Origin of the sequence: Streptomyces aidingensis (assembly GCF_900112355.1) — a bacterium.
Taxonomy (GTDB): domain Bacteria; phylum Actinomycetota; class Actinomycetes; order Streptomycetales; family Streptomycetaceae; genus Streptomyces; species Streptomyces aidingensis.
Genome location: NZ_FOLM01000001.1, coordinates 197386 through 213398, shown reverse-complemented (window position 1 = coordinate 213398; position 16013 = coordinate 197386). Strand labels below are relative to the sequence as shown.

16 protein-coding genes and 1 pseudogene are annotated in these 16013 nt (G+C 73.3%); 5 read left to right on the top strand and 12 right to left on the bottom strand.

Annotated elements, in window-relative coordinates; translation table 11 throughout:
* Positions 1-7 precede the first annotated feature (7 nt).
* From guaB to BM242_RS01030, 3 genes are all read right to left on the bottom strand, one after another.
* Positions 8-1528 carry an IMP dehydrogenase gene (gene guaB / locus BM242_RS01040; RefSeq protein WP_093836667.1) on the bottom strand — a complete coding sequence of 507 codons (1521 nt, stop codon included), beginning with the start codon at positions 1526-1528 and terminating at the stop codon, positions 8-10.
* A gap of 174 nt (positions 1529-1702) precedes the next feature.
* Positions 1703-2287 (bottom strand): RNA polymerase sigma factor ShbA, encoded by a 585-nt coding sequence (gene shbA, locus BM242_RS01035; RefSeq protein ID WP_243761444.1) that lies wholly within the window; start codon positions 2285-2287, stop codon positions 1703-1705.
* A gap of 299 nt (positions 2288-2586) precedes the next feature.
* Positions 2587-3198: a response regulator transcription factor gene (locus BM242_RS01030; protein WP_093836665.1), complete on the bottom strand. Its 612-nt coding sequence runs from the start codon at positions 3196-3198 to the stop codon at positions 2587-2589.
* 443 nt (positions 3199-3641) lie between these two features.
* Between BM242_RS01030 and BM242_RS01025 the strand changes: the two genes are divergently transcribed.
* From BM242_RS01025 to BM242_RS01015, 3 genes and pseudogenes are all read left to right on the top strand, one after another.
* Positions 3642-3950: a WhiB family transcriptional regulator gene (locus BM242_RS01025; RefSeq protein WP_093836664.1), complete on the top strand. Its 309-nt coding sequence runs from the start codon at positions 3642-3644 to the stop codon at positions 3948-3950.
* A gap of 130 nt (positions 3951-4080) precedes the next feature.
* Positions 4081-4848: pseudogene (locus BM242_RS01020) on the top strand (SDR family NAD(P)-dependent oxidoreductase); the annotation flags it as partial.
* Between the two features lie 157 nt (positions 4849-5005).
* Positions 5006-5713, top strand: a complete 708-nt coding sequence (locus BM242_RS01015; RefSeq protein WP_093837262.1) for an ester cyclase — start codon at positions 5006-5008, stop codon at positions 5711-5713.
* A 155-nt stretch (positions 5714-5868) separates the two neighbouring features.
* Here the strand turns inward: BM242_RS01015 and groL are convergent, their stop codons facing one another.
* The 3 genes from groL to BM242_RS01000 form a co-directional block, all read right to left on the bottom strand.
* On the bottom strand, positions 5869-7497 hold the full coding sequence (gene groL, locus BM242_RS01010; protein WP_093836662.1) for a chaperonin GroEL: 1629 nt from the start codon (positions 7495-7497) through the stop codon (positions 5869-5871).
* Positions 7498-7650: 153 nt separating this feature from the next.
* Positions 7651-7962, bottom strand: a complete 312-nt coding sequence (gene groES / locus BM242_RS01005; protein ID WP_093836661.1) for a co-chaperone GroES — start codon at positions 7960-7962, stop codon at positions 7651-7653.
* 236 nt (positions 7963-8198) lie between these two features.
* Positions 8199-9257 (bottom strand): polysaccharide deacetylase family protein, encoded by a 1059-nt coding sequence (locus BM242_RS01000; protein ID WP_093836660.1) that lies wholly within the window; start codon positions 9255-9257, stop codon positions 8199-8201.
* Positions 9258-9319: 62 nt separating this feature from the next.
* Here BM242_RS01000 and BM242_RS00995 point away from each other — a divergent pair, with 62 nt between their 5' ends.
* A complete protein-coding gene (locus BM242_RS00995; protein WP_093836659.1) occupies positions 9320-10585 on the top strand; it encodes a THUMP-like domain-containing protein in 1266 nt (421 codons plus the stop codon).
* On the opposite strand, the gene BM242_RS00990 is transcribed toward BM242_RS00995, so the two are convergent.
* From BM242_RS00990 to tsaB, 4 genes are read right to left on the bottom strand one after another with little or no spacing between them, the layout of a single operon-like run.
* The gene (locus BM242_RS00990) at positions 10582-10866 is read right to left on the bottom strand and encodes a hypothetical protein (RefSeq protein ID WP_093837261.1); all 285 of its coding nucleotides are present in this window, start codon (positions 10864-10866) and stop codon (positions 10582-10584) included. The genes BM242_RS00995 and BM242_RS00990 overlap by 4 nt on opposite strands.
* The gene (gene tsaD, locus BM242_RS00985; protein WP_093836658.1) at positions 10863-12008 is read right to left on the bottom strand and encodes a tRNA (adenosine(37)-N6)-threonylcarbamoyltransferase complex transferase subunit TsaD; all 1146 of its coding nucleotides are present in this window, start codon (positions 12006-12008) and stop codon (positions 10863-10865) included. The genes BM242_RS00990 and tsaD overlap by 4 nt, the downstream gene beginning before the upstream one ends.
* Positions 12001-12606, bottom strand: coding sequence for a ribosomal protein S18-alanine N-acetyltransferase (gene rimI / locus BM242_RS00980; protein WP_093836657.1), 606 nt, complete (start codon positions 12604-12606; stop codon positions 12001-12003). The genes tsaD and rimI overlap by 8 nt, the downstream gene beginning before the upstream one ends.
* Positions 12603-13301 (bottom strand): tRNA (adenosine(37)-N6)-threonylcarbamoyltransferase complex dimerization subunit type 1 TsaB, encoded by a 699-nt coding sequence (gene tsaB, locus BM242_RS00975; RefSeq protein ID WP_093836656.1) that lies wholly within the window; start codon positions 13299-13301, stop codon positions 12603-12605. Before tsaB ends, rimI begins: the two co-directional genes overlap by 4 nt.
* Positions 13302-13430: 129 nt before the next feature.
* On the opposite strand from tsaB, the gene BM242_RS00970 reads away from it, so the two are divergent.
* Positions 13431-14081, top strand: coding sequence for a L,D-transpeptidase (locus tag BM242_RS00970; protein ID WP_093836655.1), 651 nt, complete (start codon positions 13431-13433; stop codon positions 14079-14081).
* Positions 14082-14157: 76 nt separating this feature from the next.
* Here the strand turns inward: BM242_RS00970 and tsaE are convergent, their stop codons facing one another.
* Both tsaE and alr read right to left on the bottom strand, forming a co-directional pair.
* Positions 14158-14646, bottom strand: coding sequence for a tRNA (adenosine(37)-N6)-threonylcarbamoyltransferase complex ATPase subunit type 1 TsaE (tsaE, locus tag BM242_RS00965; protein WP_093837260.1), 489 nt, complete (start codon positions 14644-14646; stop codon positions 14158-14160).
* A gap of 83 nt (positions 14647-14729) precedes the next feature.
* The gene (gene alr / locus BM242_RS00960) at positions 14730-16007 is read right to left on the bottom strand and encodes an alanine racemase (RefSeq protein WP_093837259.1); all 1278 of its coding nucleotides are present in this window, start codon (positions 16005-16007) and stop codon (positions 14730-14732) included.
* Positions 16008-16013 lie beyond the last annotated feature (6 nt).

Sequence of the window (16013 nt, the reverse complement as noted above, 5' to 3'; positions counted from 1 at the left end):
GACACGCTCAGCGGTTGCCCGCGTAGTTCGGGGCCTCGGTGGTCATCTGGACGTCGTGCGGGTGGCTCTCCTTGAGCCCGGCCGCGGTGATCCGCACAAAGCGGCCGTTGGCCTGCACCTGGGGGACGGTCCGGGCGCCCAGGTAGTACATCGACTGGTGCAGCCCGCCGACGAGCTGGTGCACCACGGAGGCGAGCGGGCCGCGGTAGGGCACCTGGCCCTCCACGCCCTCCGGCACCAGCTTGTCCTCGTCGGTGATGCCCTCCTGGAAGTACCGGTCCTTGGAGTAGGAGCGGCGGTCGCCGCGGGAGCGCATGGCGCCCAGCGAGCCCATGCCCCGGTATGCCTTGAACTGCTTGCCGTTGACGAACATCAGCTCGCCCGGCGATTCCTCGCAGCCGGCCAGCAGGGAGCCCAGCATCACCGTGTCGGCGCCGGCCACCAGCGCCTTGGCGATGTCGCCGCTGTACTGGAGGCCGCCGTCGCCGATCACCGGGATGCCGGCCGGGCGGGCCGCCAGCGCGGCCTCGTAAATGGCGGTGACCTGCGGCACGCCCACCCCGGCGACCACCCGGGTGGTGCAGATGGAGCCGGGGCCGACCCCGACCTTGATGGCGTCCACGCCCGCGTCCACCAGCGCCTGGGCGCCGTCCCGGGTGGCCACGTTGCCGGCCACCACGTCCACCGAGGGATGGTTGGACTTGATCTTGGAGGCCATGTCGGCCACCAGCTTGGAGTGGCCGTGCGCGGTGTCCACCACGATGAAGTCCACGCCCGCCTCGATCAGCGCCTGGGACCGCTCGTAGGCGTCGCCGGCCACGCCGACCGCGGCGCCCACCACCAGCCGTCCCTCGGCGTCCTTGGCGGCCCGCGGGTACTGCTCGGCCTTGACGAAGTCCTTGACCGTGATCAGGCCCTTGAGCATGCCCTCGTCGTCGGTCAGCGGCAGCTTCTCCACCTTGTGGCGGCGCAGCAGGGCCATGGCGTCGTCCCGGGAGATTCCCACCCGGCCGGTGACCAGCGGCATCGGGGTCATGACCTCGCGCACCTGGCGGCGCCGGTCCAGCTCGAAGGCCATGTCCCGGTTGGTGACGATGCCCAGCAGCTTGCCGGCCGCGTCGGTGACCGGCACCCCGCTGATGCGGAACCGGCCGCACAGCTCGTCGGCCTCGGCCAGGGTGGCGTCGGGGCGGATGGTGATCGGGTTGGCCACCATGCCGGACTCGGAGCGCTTGACCTGGTCCACCTGGGACGCCTGGTCCTCGATGGAGAGATTGCGGTGCAGCACGCCCGCCCCGCCCTGCCGGGCCATGGCGATGGCCATCCGCGCCTCGGTGACCTTGTCCATGGCGGCGGACAGCAGCGGGATGTTCACCCGGACATTGCGGGACACCCGGGACGAGGTGCTGATGTCCTCCGGCGCCATGTCGGCCGGGCCCGGCAGCAGCAGCACATCGTCGTATGTCAGCCCGAGCCGCCCGAATTTCTCCGGTACTCCCTCGACATGTGCGGCTACGTGATCGCTCATGACACCCTTCCTGCGCTCTTGCCCGGCCGACGGCTCCATGCTAGTGCCTGCGGCAGGATCGCTTTCCCGGTGCCAACAAACCCCCCGAGGGCCGCCATTCCCCGGCCGCCCCGCGCACGCACGGATCGCGCCACACCGGCGGGGAGCGCGGGCGCGGGCACCGTGCGCGCCGCGTCAGCGGTCGGCGAGGGCGCGGAGGCGGGTGAGGGCCCGGTGCTGGGCGACCCGGACCGCGCCCGGCGACATGCCGAGCTGCGCACCGGTCTCCTCGGCGGTCAGCCCCACCGCGACCCGCAGCAGCACCAGCCGCCGCAGATGGTCCGGGAGGTTGTCCAGCAGTTCCTTGGCCCAGGCGGCATCGCTGCTCAGCAGGGCCTGCTCCTCCGGGCCCAGGGAGTCGTCGGCCCGCTCGGGCATCTCGTCGGAGGGCACCGCGGTGGAGCCGGGATGGCGCAGCGCGGCCCGCTGGAGGTCGGCGATCTTGTGCTGTGCGATGCCCATCACAAAGGCGTCGAACGACCGGCCGGTGTCCCGGTAGCGCGGCAGCGCGCAGAGCACCGCCAGGCAGACCTCCTGGGCCAGGTCGTCGACGAAATGGCGGGCCTCGCCGGGGAGCCGGCGCAGCCGGGTCCGGCAGTACCGCAGGGCCAGCGGATGGACATGGGCGAGCAGGTCGTGCGTGGCCTGCGAGTCCCCCCCTACGGCCCGATGCACGAGCGTGCCGATGGCGGCGGCGTCGTGCTCTCGGTCATCGCGCATCCGTCTATGGTGCACTGCCCCCGATCTGTCCGGACCGGGACGGCGGGAGTTGTGCACCGAGTCGTTACCCGTCCCGGCGTCGCCCTGTCGCACAGGTACACCGGGCGCATTCGCGCTCATTTCCGGGCCCTCCCCTCGCACGCGGTCGGCTCGTTCCCCCAGGAACGTCATGCTTCAAGCATGCGGCACCCGCGAAAATATCGGATCGGACCCCACCGGCACATCGCTTATCGGCGTGAACTGCGGGCGCGGACGGGACGGTTGGGGTCCCCGGGGACGGCCGGCGGCAGGGTGCGCGGTCAGCGGACCAGTCCCCAGCGGAAGCCCAGGGCCACCGCATGCGCCCGGTCGGAGGCGCCGAGCTTCTTGAACAGCCGGCGGGCATGGGTCTTCACGGTGTCCTCGGAGAGGAAGAGCTCTCGGCCGATCTCGGCGTTCGAACGGCCGTGGCTCATGCCCTCCAGCACCTGGATCTCACGGGCGGTCAGGGTCGGCGCGGCCCCCATGTCGGAGGAGCGCACCCGGCGCGGCGCCAGCCGCCAGGTGGGGTCGGCCAGGGCCTGGGTCACGGTGGCGCGCAGTTCGGCCCGGGAGGCGTCCTTGTGCAGATAGCCGCGGGCGCCGGCGGCCACGGCCAGCGCCACGCCGTCCAGGTCCTCGGCCACGGTGAGCATGATGATGCGGGCGCCGGGATCGGCGGAGAGCAGCCGCCGGACCGTCTCCACCCCGCCGAGGCCGGGCATCCGGACATCCATCAGGACCAGGTCGGACCGGTCGGCACCCCAGCGGCGGAGCACTTCCTCGCCGTTGGCGGCCGTCGTCACTCGCTCCACGCCCGGCACGGTGGCCACCGCGCGGCGGAGCGCCTCCCGCGCGAGGGGGGAATCGTCGCAGACGAGGACGGAAGTCATGGCCGTCCTCCGCAGGTGGTGCGCATCACCTTGAGCCTCCAGGCAGTCACGGTGGTCATGGGTCGGGGAGGCGGACCCGGGGGCGTCCGCCGTGCGGCGGGACGCCGACACCCGCCTCGGTCCTCTCAACGACGGTCACCCGAAAGAGTTACGGCGGCCCCTTCCCGGCGGGCGGGAGCGGCGGCGAACCGCCGGATCACCCTCCCGACAGTCGCTCTTCACCACCCTACGTGACTGACCGGTGACACAACAGAGGGGGTTGGCGCAACACGCCGAACATTCGTTTTTGCACCCTTTGGACCTTCTTGCCTTGTTCGGCACATCTAGGGCTATATTCGGCTGGTAGTCATATTTACATCCGCTTTGAAGGAACGGATGTGCCGCTGGCAACGCCCTGACAGCAGCACGACACAGCAGCACAGGACGTACGCAAGGGGACACTGATGGCAGATTTCTCCCGCCTTCCGGGCCCGAACGCCGACTTCTGGGACTGGCAGCTCCTGGCGGCCTGCCGGGGAGTCGACAGCTCGCTCTTCTTCCACCCGGAGGGAGAGCGCGGTGCGGCCCGCACAGCGCGCGAGTCCTCCGCGAAAGAGGTGTGCATGCGCTGCCCCGTACGGGCCGAGTGCGCAGCCCATGCGCTGACCGTCCGCGAGCCGTACGGCGTGTGGGGCGGACTGACCGAGGACGAACGCGAGGAGCTGCTGGGCCGCGCGCGGCGCGGCATGGCCAAGGCCGCCGGCAGCGCCTGACGGCCGGCGCCGGACACCGGCGCCCGGCCCCGAGGAAACCGACCGGAGCAACCGCATCACCGGGAAGGCCCCCGCGGCGGCGCGGGGGCTTTCCGTGCCCTGCCGGCCGCCGCTGGACTACCGTCGTCGCATGACCACTGCGCTGATCACCGGCACCACCGCCGGCCTCGGAGCCGCCTTTGCCCGCAGGCTGGCCCGCGACGGACACGACCTGGTACTGGTGGCGCGCGACCGGCAGCGGCTGGAGCGCCAGGCGGTGGAACTGCACGACCGCCACGGCGTGTCCGCCTCCGTGCTCGCCGCCGACCTGACCCGCGACGACGGCATCGCCGCGGTGGAGGAACGGCTGGCCGACCCCGCCCGGCCGGTGGGCCTGCTGGTCAACAACGCCGGCTTCGGGCAGCCGGGCCGGTACCTCCAGGTGCCGGTGGCCGACGAGCTGCGGATGCTCAGGCTGCACTGCGAGGCGGTGCTGCGGCTGACCTCGGCGGCGGTGCCCGGGATGCGCCGGCGCGGCCGGGGCGCGGTGATCAACGTCGCCTCGGTGGCGGCCTTCGCGCCGCGCGGCACCTATGGCGCCTCCAAGGCGTGGGTGGTGCAGTTCACCCAGGGCGCGGCGGCGGATCTGCGCGGCGAGGGGGTGCGGCTGATGGCGCTCTGCCCGGGGTTTGTGCGCACCGAGTTCCACCGGCGGGCCGGCATGAGCACCGGCAACATCCCCGGCTGGATGTGGCTGGACGCCGACAAGGTGGTCGCCACCGCGCTGCGCGATCTGGCCCGCGGCCGGACCGTCTCGGTGCCGGACGCCCGCTACAAGGCGCTGCTGGGGGTGACCCGGCTGGTGCCGCGCAACGCCCTGGGCGGCCTCACCTCGCGGGCCGGACGCAGCTACGGCCCCGGCCGGGAGGGCCCGGACGGGCAGGACGGGCAGGACGGGCAGGACGGGCACGACAGCCGCAAGAAAGCGGACTGAGCACCGCAAACAGGACATCATTCCCGAACGGGCCTAGCCTGAAACTGTTCGGCACGGCTCAATGCGCCCGGTGGGAGGCGTCATGACATTCGTCCAGGTCATCGACTGCAAAACCAGCAGGGTCGACGACGTGAACCGGCTGATGGACAGGTGGGTGCAGCTCACCGAGGGCAAGCGCACCGCCACCCACTCGATCGTCGGCACGGACCGTTCGGACTCCACCCATCTCGTGGAGATCGTGGAGTTTCCCTCGTACGAGGAGGCGATGAAGAACTCCAACCTGCCGGAGACCGACCAGGTCTTCCAGGAACTGGTGAAGCTGTGCGACGAGATGCCGTCCTTCACCGACCTCGACGTGGTGCGCGAGGAGCAGCTCAACAAGGCGCTGGCCCGCCGCTACTTCGACGAGGTGGTGGCCCGCGACATGGTGGACGCCTACGACGAGCTCTGCACGCCCGGCTATATCGAGCACGACCCGGCGAACCCGCAGGACACCCTCGGCCGGGACGAGGCCAAGGAGGCCTACCGCGAGCTGGCCTCCGCCTTCGACACCCAGAACGTCTCCCTCGACAGCATCGCCGCCGAGGGCGAGCTGGTGTGCTGCCGGTTCACCGTGCGCGCCCGGCACTCCGGCGAGTTCCAGGGCATCGCGCCCACCGGGAACGCCATCGAGGTCGGCGGGCACGTCACCTTCCGCTGCGAGGGCGGCAAGATCGCCGAGTCCTGGTTCAACTGGGACACCCTGGGCCTGCTGGAGCAGCTCGGCGGACGCCGGCGGACCCCCGGATAGCCGGCCGTCCGCCGCACCGGACCGTTCCCCTCCGGTTCCCCGGCGGCCGACGGAGAACGCCGGCCCGGTGCCCGCCGCGTGGCGGGTACCGGGCCGGCGTCTGCGGCCGGGCGCCCCCGGACGGGTGCGTCCGGTCCGGTGCCGGATGTCCGGGGTCAGTGGGCGTGGCCGTGCCCGTGGGAGTGGCCGGCGGCCTCCTTCTCCTCCTCCTTCTTCTCCACCACCAGGGTCTCGGTGGTGAGCAGCAGGGAGGCGATGGAGGCGGCGTTCTCCAGCGCGGAGCGGGTGACCTTCACCGGGTCGATGACCCCGTCCTTGATCAGGTCGCCGTACTCGCCGGTGGCGGCGTTGTAGCCCTGGCCCTTGTCCAGCTCGGCCACCTTGGAGGTGATGACATAGCCCTGCTGGCCGGCGTTCTCCGCGATCCAGCGCAGCGGCTCCACGACCGCCCTGCGGACCACGGCCACGCCGGTGGCCTCGTCGCCGGACCGGTCCAGGTTGCCGGCCAGCACCTTGGCGGAGTGCACCAGGGCGGAGCCGCCGCCGGAGACGATGCCCTCCTCCACCGCCGCGCGGGTGGCGGAGATGGCGTCCTCCAGACGGTGCTTCTTCTCCTTCAGCTCCACCTCGGTGGCGGCGCCGACCCGGATCACGCACACCCCGCCGGCCAGCTTGGCCAGCCGCTCCTGGAGCTTCTCGCGGTCCCAGTCGGAGTCGGTGGTCTCGATCTCGGCGCGGATCTGGGCCACCCGGGCCTGCACGTCGTCGCCGGAGCCGGCGCCGTCCACCAGGGTGGTGTCGTCCTTGGTGACGGTGACCCGGCGGGCCGAGCCGAGCACGTCCAGGCCGACCTGGTCGAGCTTGAGGCCGACCTCCTCCGACACCACCTGGGCGCCGGTGAGCACCGCCATGTCCTGGAGCATGGCCTTGCGGCGGTCGCCGAAGCCGGGGGCCTTGACCGCGACCGCGTTGAAGGTGCCGCGGATCTTGTTGACCACCAGGGTGGACAGGGCCTCGCCGTCCACGTCCTCGGCGATGATCAGCAGCGGCCGGGAGGAGCCGGCCTGCATGATCTTCTCCAGCAGCGGCAGCAGGTCCGCGATGGCGGAGATCTTGCCCTGGCTGAGCAGGATGTAGGGGTCGTCCAGGACGGCTTCCATCCGCTCCTGGTCGGTGACGAAGTAGGGCGAGAGGTAGCCCTTGTCGAAGGCCATGCCCTCGGTGAAGTCCAGCTCCAGGCCGAAGGTCTGGGACTCCTCGACGGTGATCACGCCGTCCTTGCCGACCTTGTCCATCGCCTCCGCGATCAGCTCGCCGACCTGGGCGTCCTGGGCGGACAGGGCGGCGACCGCGGCGATGTCCTCCTTGGAGTCGATCGGACGGGCGGTGGCCAGCAGGTCCTCGGAGACGGCGGCGACCGCGGCGTCGATGCCGCGCTTGAGCGCGGACGGGGAGGCGCCGGCGGCCACATTGCGCAGGCCCTCGCTGACCAGCGCCTGGGCCAGCACGGTGGCGGTGGTGGTGCCGTCACCGGCCACGTCGTTGGTCTTGGTGGCGACCTCCTTGACCAGCTGGGCGCCGAGGTTCTCGTAGGGGTCCTCGGTCTCCACCTCGCGGGCGATGGTCACGCCGTCGTTGGTGATGGTGGGGGCACCGAACTTCTTGTCGATGACGACATTGCGGCCCTTGGGGCCGATGGTCACCTTCACCGCGTCGGCGAGCTGGTTGACACCGCGCTCCAGGGCGCGGCGGGCGTCCTCGTCGAACTTCAGGATTTTGGCCATGGGAGTGGTTGCCTGTCCCTCGTCGTACGGGTCCTCGTACGGGCTGTCGTACGGATTGCATGTCGCGTGCGCGGCGCACGCGGGAGTGCCGGCGCGCCCGCGCCCCGGCCCGCTGCTGTCCCAGCCGGACCGGAGCGCGGACCTGCGAGGGCCTTACTTCTCGATGATCGCGAGCACGTCGCGGGCCGAGAGGACGAGGTACTCCTCGCCGTTGTACTTCACCTCGGTGCCGCCGTACTTGCTGTACAGCACGATGTCGCCGACCTTGACGTCGAGCGGAATGCGCTGGCCGTCCTCGAAGCGGCCCGGGCCGACGGCCAGGACGGTGCCCTCCTGGGGCTTCTCCTTGGCGGTGTCCGGGATGACCAGGCCCGAGGCCGTGGTCTCCTCGGCGTCGAGCGGCTGGACGACGATGCGGTCCTCAAGCGGCTTGATGGCAACCTTGGAGCTAGTGGCGGTCGTCACGATCCGACCTCCCCCTTCGGAGATCTCGCGGGGTAACTGGATGTCTGGATGGCACGACCTGGTGGACCCGTCGTCGCGGGTGCCGGATCCGCCCGTCGCGCGATGCTGGCACTCGCCTTCGGAGAGTGCCAGCATCGAGATTATGACGCCGTTAGCACTCAGTCAACTAGAGTGCCAGGCAGCGCCCCGGCACCGCCGCTGAGCAGCACGGACGCCGCGCGCCCCGCGCGCCGCGGCTAGATGTAGTCCTCCAGCCTGGCGATGGCGAAACCCTGTTCGGCCACGGTCTTCAGCACCAGGCGGATCATGTCCGGCATGGAGCCCGCCCAGGCGTCCTCGCCGCGGAAGTGGGTGAGGATGATGTCCCCCGGATGGAATCTGCGGTCGGCCCGCCCCCACTCCATGCGGTCGGCGAAGGCCTCCTCGGCCCAGAGCGGGACGGCCTGCACGCCGCACTCGGCGGCGGCCCGCAGGGTGGACTCGTCATAGGCGCCGTAGGGCGGCCGGAACAGCGCGGGCCGCTCGCCGATCTCCCGCTCCAGATTGTCCTGCTGGTCGCAGATCTCCTCGCGCTGCCCGGCACGGGAGAGCCTGGGCAGCTCCTTGTGGGTGACGGTGTGGTTGTGCACATGGTTGCCGTCCCTGCGCATGGCGCGGAAGTAGCCGTAGTCGTCCCGGGCCACGTAGTCGGTGACGAAGCTGCTGTAGGGAATGTCCAGTTCGCGCATCATGCGCAGCAGGTCGGGGTCCTTCTCCGCGCCGTCGTCGATGGTCAGGAAGACGACCTTGTCGTCGGTGGGCACCCGGGTGATCACCGGGGGCAGGCCCGCACCGGCGATATGACCCGGCTCGGTCTTGAGTTCGACCTTCTCCGGCGGGGGCGGGGGCGCGAGCGGCGGCAGCTCGGGCACGCGCCAGCGCCGGGCGGCGGTGGCGCGCAGCCGTTCGGCGCGCTCCAGGCGCTCGGCATGGCCGAGCATGGCCTCGGCCGCGGTGCGGGCCGGAATCCGGTGCGGGATGACCTGGACGGCCCCGGCCGGGGGCGGCGGACCGGCCGCCCCCGCCACCTCCTCCTCACCCCCGGCGCCCCCGCCGTCCGCGCCGCGCGCGCCGTCGCCGGTGGCGCCCTTTGCCGCCCCGGCCGGCGACGGCGAGGTGCCGCCGCCGGCGAGGGGCGCGATCACCAGCTCGGGCGCCACCGCCGCCGCGCAGACCACGGCCAGCACGGCCGCCCCGGACACACCGGCCACCACGCGGTACCGGGGTTTTGACCGGATTTGTACGATGATCTTCATATGTGGATGGTGCACCCGGGTGCCGGGCCTCCCGCGGTGCCGTTCCGGTGCCCCGGGGGACAATGACCCGTGTGGCCCCACCCAGCTCTCCCTCCCCCGCCGGCCGGACCGGCCCCGGCGAAGCCGAGTCCGTCGCCGCCTTCCAGGCCCTGCTGACCGGCCCCGGACACGCCCTCCTGGAAGGACTCCGCGGCCATGACCCGGCCGCGGACCTGGCCCTGGTCACCCGGCTGCGCAGGGACCACCCCGCCGCCCTGGTCTCGGCCGCGCTCACCCAGGCCCGGCTGCGGCAGCGGGCGGCGGCCAAGTTCGGCGCGGACGCGGAACGCATGTTCTTCACCCCGGACGGCCTGGAGCAGGCCACCCGCGCATCGGTCGCCGACTGGCGGGCCGCCCGGTTCGCGCTGCTGGGAGTGCGCCGGATCGCCGATCTGGGCTGCGGCATCGGCGGCGACGCGATCGCCCTGGCCCGCGCCGGACTGACCGTGCTCGCCGTGGACCGCTCCCCGCTCACCTGCGCGGTGGCCCGGGCCAATGCCGAGGCCCTGGGCCTGGCCGACCGCATCGACGTGGTCCGCGCCGATGTCACCGAGGCGGCTCCCGAGGCCGCGGCCTACTGCGACGCGGCCTTTCTCGACCCGGCCCGCCGCACCGGCGGCTCCCGGGTCTTCGACCCCGAGTCCTACGCCCCGCCGCTGTCCTGGGCGGTGGCCGTCGCGCGCCGGATGGAGCACGCCGCGCTCAAGGTCGCCCCCGGCATCCCGCACGAGGCCGTGCCCGAGGACGCCGAGGGGGAATGGGTCTCCGACGCGGGGGACGTCAAGGAGGCCGTGCTCTGGTTCGGCGCCGGAACCGCCGCCGGACGGTACCGGGCGACCCTGCTGCCCGGCGGCCACAGCCGGACCGGCGGCACCCGGCCCGGCCCGCCCCCGCGCACCGGCCCGCCCGGCCGCTATCTCTACGAGCCGGACGGCGCCGTCATCCGGGCCCGGCTGATCCCCGAACTGGCCGCCGAACTGGACGCCCCGCCGCTCGATCCGGACATCGCCTATCTCAGCGGCGACACCCTGCACCGCACCCCGTACGCCACCGCCTACGAGATCACCGATGTGCTGCCGTTCGGCCTCAAGCGCCTGCGGGCGCTGGTCCGGGAACGCGCCATCGGCACCCTGACCATCAAGAAGCGCGGCTTCGCCATGACGCCGGAGCAGGTGCGCGGCAGGCTACGGCTGAGCGGCCCGGAGACCGCGACCCTGCTGCTGACCCGGATCGCCGGCGCCCCCACCATGCTGCTCGGCCACCCCGTGCCGCCCCCGCCGGGCCCCTAGGCCGGCCCAGGGCAGTCCACGGCCTGGAAGCGCCAGCGGTGGACGGGGCGGTGGGTCAGGCCCGGGTCCGGGTCGGGAAGCTCCGGCAGCCCGGCGTCGAAGTCCGCGTCCCACCAGGTGATCACCAGCACCCGGTCCTGCGGCGCGGTGAAGTGCTCGCGGCGCAGCGGCGCCCGGCCCCGCCCGCCGTCCCCGGCCAGGGGCTGGGCGCGGACCCAGGCCAGCAGTTCCGCGCCGCGCCCCGCGGCGGCCCGGGCCTCCCACATCAGCGCGACCGTCATGCCCCGGCGCCCCCGCCGGTGGTGTCGGTGCCGCCCCACAGCTCCCGGTGGCTCAGCTCGTGCAGGTGCCCGTGTCCGTGTCCGTGCCCGTGCCCGGGAGCGGCGGGCAGATGGGGCTCGGTGACCGGCAGCGAGGAGTCGGCCGGCAGGTCCCAGCCCGAGGCCGGCCGGCCCCGGGCCACCATCTCCGCGCCCAGCGCCGCCACCATGGCCCCGTTGTCGGTGCACAGCTTCATGCGCGGCACCCGCAGCCTGATCCCGGCCGCCGCGCACCGCTCCTCGGCCATGGCGCGCAGCCGGGAGTTGGCCGCCACCCCGCCGCCGATCATCAGATGGTCCACACCCTCGTCCCGGCAGGCCCGGATCGCCTTGCGGGTCAGCACATCGGTCACCGCCTCCTGGAAGGACGCGGCCACATCCGGCACCGGGACCTCCTCGCCCGCCCGGCGCCGCGCCTCGATCCAGCGCGCCACCGCGGTCTTCAGCCCGGAGAAGGAGAAGTCGTAGCGGGGGTCGCGCGGTCCGGTCAGCCCGCGCGGGAAGGCGATGGCCGCCGGGTCGCCCTCCCGGGCGTAGCGGTCGATCACCGGCCCGCCGGGAAAGCCGAGGTTCAGCACCCGGGCGATCTTGTCGAACGCCTCTCCCGCGGCATCGTCGATGGTGGCGCCCAGCGGACGGACATCGGTGGTGATGTCGGCGGACAGCAGCAGCGAGGAGTGCCCGCCGGAGACCAGCAGGGCCATGGTGGGCTCGGGCAGCGGGCCGTGCTCCAACTGGTCCACGCAGATGTGCGAGGCAAGATGGTTGACCCCGTAGACGGGCTTGCCCAGGGCGTAGGCGTACGCCTTGGCGGCGCTGACCCCGACCAGCAGCGCACCGGCCAGGCCGGGCCCGGCGGTGACGGCGATGCCGTCCAGGTCGCGCGGCTTGACCCCGGCCTCGGCCAGGGCCCGGTTGATGGTCGGGACCATCGCCTCCAGATGGGCGCGGCTCGCGATCTCGGGCACCACGCCGCCGTAGCGGGCATGGTCGTCCACGCTGGAGGCCACCGCGTCGGCCAGCAGGGTGTGGCCGCGGACGACGCCGACACCGGTCTCGTCGCAGGAGGTCTCGATACCGAGCACGAGGGGTTCGTCAGCCATGGTTCAGGCGCTTCTCAGATTCGGTGACGGGCGGAGGGAGCGGAGGGGGCGGCCCGGGCGCGGTGTGGTCGCGGCGCATGACCAGGGCGTCGTGGTTGCCGGGCTGGTAGTAGCCGCGGCGGATGCCGAGCGGCTCGAAGCCGAACCGCCGGTAGAGCCGCTGGGCCGGGTCGTTGTCGGTGCGCACCTCCAGGAACACCTGCGTGCAGGTGAACGCGGTGGCCGCGGTGAGCAGTTCGGTGAGCAGGCGGGCACCCAGCCCGGCGCCCTGGTGTTCCGGGGCCACCGCGATGGTCTGCACATCGGCGCTGTCGCCGGGAACGACGGCCAGCCCCGCGTATCCGGCGAGCGCACCGCCCGGGCCGGTACCGGCGACGTCGGCGACGTCGGCGACCACGGCGACCACATAGTGGCGGGAGCGGCCGGGACCGCGGGCGTGCGCCAGCTCGGACCAGAACATGGCCTCGGACCAGGCGTCCTCCGGAAAGAGCAGCTTCTCCAGCCGCACCACCGCCGGCAGATCCCACCAGCGCATCTCCCGGATCTCCCGGATCTCCCGCGGCCCGGCCGCTCCCGGGGCGGGCCGGCCGGCCGTCATCCGCCGTCCGCCCGGCGGACGGGGGCGGCGGACAGCGGCGGGGTGACCACCTTGTAGTTCTTCGGCACCTGCGCGTCCGGGCGGCGCAGATACCTCGGCAGCGGCGCGGGCAGCGCCTCGCCGGCGGCCAGCTTCTCCGCGGCCAGGGCGGCCAGCGCGGCGGCGGAGGCGTGCAGCGGGCGGCCCTCGCCGAGCAGGCCGGTGAAGACGCCGGCGTAGAGCACCGCGCCCGCGCCCACCGCCGGCACCCCGGCCACCCGGCCGGCGATGTCCTGCGGGCGGTCCACGGCCGGCCCGGACTCCCGGGTACGGGCGTCGGCGTAGCGGGCCCAGTAGACCTCCTTGCGCCGGGCGTCGGTGGCCACCACGAACGGCTCGTCGCGTCCGGTGGCCCAGGCGATGCCGTCCAGGGTGCACAGGCCGTGCACCGGCAGCTCGCGGGCGGCCCCGATCGCCTGCGCGGTGGCCAGGCCGACCCGCAGACCGGTGTACGGGCCGGGGCCGGTGCCGACCACGATGCCGGTCAGCGCGTCCAGCGAACGGCTGGCCGCGCGCAGCACCCCGTCGATACCGGGCAGCAGCAGTTCGCCGTGGCGGCGGGCGTCCACGGGATCGGCGGCGGCGAGCACCCGCTCCCCGTCGTGCAGCGCCACGGTGACGGCCGGGGTCGCGGTGTCCAGAGCGAGCAGTAGCACGCCGCAAGCCTAATTCTTTCCGGGGGCGGGACGCTGCGCCGGGCGGAGTTCCGCCGGGCCGGCCGGAGCGGGACTGCTACCGTCGGTTCCGCGATCCTCCGCAGGCGGCACAGGAGAAGGCAGGGCATCGTGGCGCGTGGAACTTCCGGCTCTCCCGGGGTCTTTGTGACCGCTCTGACCGTGCTGGCCTTCGCCGTGGTGGGCTTCTTCGCCTACCAGGCGTCGGCCGCTCCCGACCGGGAGCGCAGCGGCCCGGCCGCCCCCGCCGGGGACGGCGGCTCCGCGCAGGAGAGCGGGGAGACGGGCACGGCGGGCGCCGGGGGACCGGCCGGAAGCGGGGAGACCGGTGAGGCGGGCGAGAGCGGTGACCCGGCCGCGGTGGCGCCGCTGCCCGAGGACTCGGGGGCCGGCCGCCGGGTGGTCTACTCGCTGAGCGAGCGGCGGGTATGGCTGGTGGAGACGGCCGAGGATGGACTGGGCGACCGGATACTGCACACCTATCCGGTCTTCCACAGCTCGGTGGACCCGGCCCCCGGCGAGTACCGGGTCAACAACCGCTATGAGGCGCTGAACGGCTCCGACGGGGTGCCGATCGAGAACGTGGTGGTCTTCGCCGCCTCGGAGGACGGCGTGGTCTTCGGTTTCAGCACGGCCACCGACGGCTCGGTGCCGGACCCGGAGTCGCCGCAGCGCACCGGGGGCATCCGGCAGCCGGCGGAGGACGGCACCCGGATGTGGGAGTTCGCCACCACCGGAATGCCGGTCGTCGTCACCCCCTGACCGCCCTGACCCGGCCTGAGTCCCCCGGCCCTGCCTGATTCGTCGCCCCTTGGGCCCTCCGCGGCCTCCGGCCCGCTCAGCCGAGGCGGTCGGGCACCAGGCCGGCCAGATCCACATCCGCCCAGCGCTCGCCGACCCCGATCAGGGTCACCGTCCGCACCTCCGGCGCGTCCCCGGCGGCGGGCGCCGGGCCGTCCCCGGCGCCGCCCAGCGTGCGGTGGATGGCCACATGCAGCCGGTCCTCGGAGAGCTCCTCGACCCGGCCCTCGCCCCACTCCACCACGACCACCGATTCCGGCAGCGTGACATCGAGGTCGAGGTCCTCCATCTCCTCCAGACCGCCGTGCAGCCGGTAGGCGTCCACATGGACCAGCGGCGGGCCGTCGCCCAGCGGGGGATGCACCCGGGCGATCACAAAGGTCGGCGAGGTCACCGCGCCGCGCACACCCAGGCCCTCGCCGATGCCCCGGGTGAGGGTGGTCTTGCCCGCGCCCAGCTCACCGGTGAGCAGCACCAGGTCCCCGGGGCCCAGCAGGGCCGCGAGCGCGCGCCCGAGCCGCCGCATCTCCTGCGGACCGTCCACCGGGATCCGCGCGCCGGACGTGGCGCCCCCGGCATCCCTCAAGACCTCGTTCATGGTTCTGGATGCTACGCGCCGGAGCGCACCGAATCAGATGCATTGATCACGTTCTTCATGTTCTTCATGTTGCTCATGGTTTCTCCGTCCTCCGCCGTCCCCCCGCCCTCGGGCCCCGGTCCGGGCTCCGCCCCGAGATGGACCCGCGGAACCCGGGCGCCGATCCGGGTGACGATCTCGTAGCCGATGGTTCCGCAGGCCCGCGCCCAGTCCTCGGCGGTGGGCTCGCCCCCGTCGCCGGGCCCGAAGAGCACGGCCTCGTCGCCCGCCTCGGCCGCGTCCCCGCCGAGATCCACCACGAACTGGTCCATGGCCACCCGCCCGGCCACGGTGCGCCATTTGCCGGCCACCAGCACCGGGCCGGTGCCGGAGGCATGGCGCGGAATGCCGTCCGCGTATCCGGCGGGCACCAGCGCCAGGGTGGTCGGGCCGGGGGTCAGGTAGTGGTGGCCGTAGGAGACACCGTGTCCGCCGGGCACCCGCTTGACCGAGGCCAGCGCGGCGCGCAGCGTCATGGCCGGGCGCAGCCCGAAGTCCTGCGGCAGACCGGTCTCGGGCGACGGCGAGATGCCGTAGACGGCGATGCCGGGGCGGATCAGGTCGTAGTGCGACTCCGGAAGGGTGAGCGCGGCCGGCGAGTTGGCCAGATGCCGCACCTCCGGCCGCAGCCCGGCCCGCTCCGCGCGCGCCAGCGCCTCGGCGAACACCCGCTGCTGGGCGGCGATGGACGGATGGCCCGGCTCGTCGGCACAGGCGAAGTGCGACCACACACCGGTGACCCGGATGACGCCCTCGGCCTCGGCAGCGCGGGCCGCGTCGACCAGAGCGGGCCAGTCACCGGGCTGGCAGCCGTTGCGGCCGAGGCCGGTGTCGGCCTTGAGCTGGACGCGGGCGGTGCGGCCGGCGGCCCGGGCGGCGCCGGTGACCCGGTCCAGCGCCCAGCGGGCACTCACCGAGATGTCGATCCCGGCCTCCACGGTCCGCCGCCAGGGGGCGCCCGGGGTCCACAGCCAGCACAGCACCGGGCCGGTGTCGCCGGCGGCGCGCAGGGCCAGCGCCTCCTCGGGGGTGGCGGTGCCCAGCCACTCGGCGCCCGCCGAGCGGGCCGCCCGGGCACAGGGCAGCAGGCCGTGGCCGTAGGCGTCGGCCTTGACCACGGCCATCACACCGGCGCCGCTGCGTGCGGCGAGCCCGTGCAGGGTGCGGACATTGACCCGGACCGCGTCAAGGTCGATCTCGGCCCGCACCCGCGGAAGACCGTCCGGAAAGGACGTTGACTGCTCGCTCATCCTCCC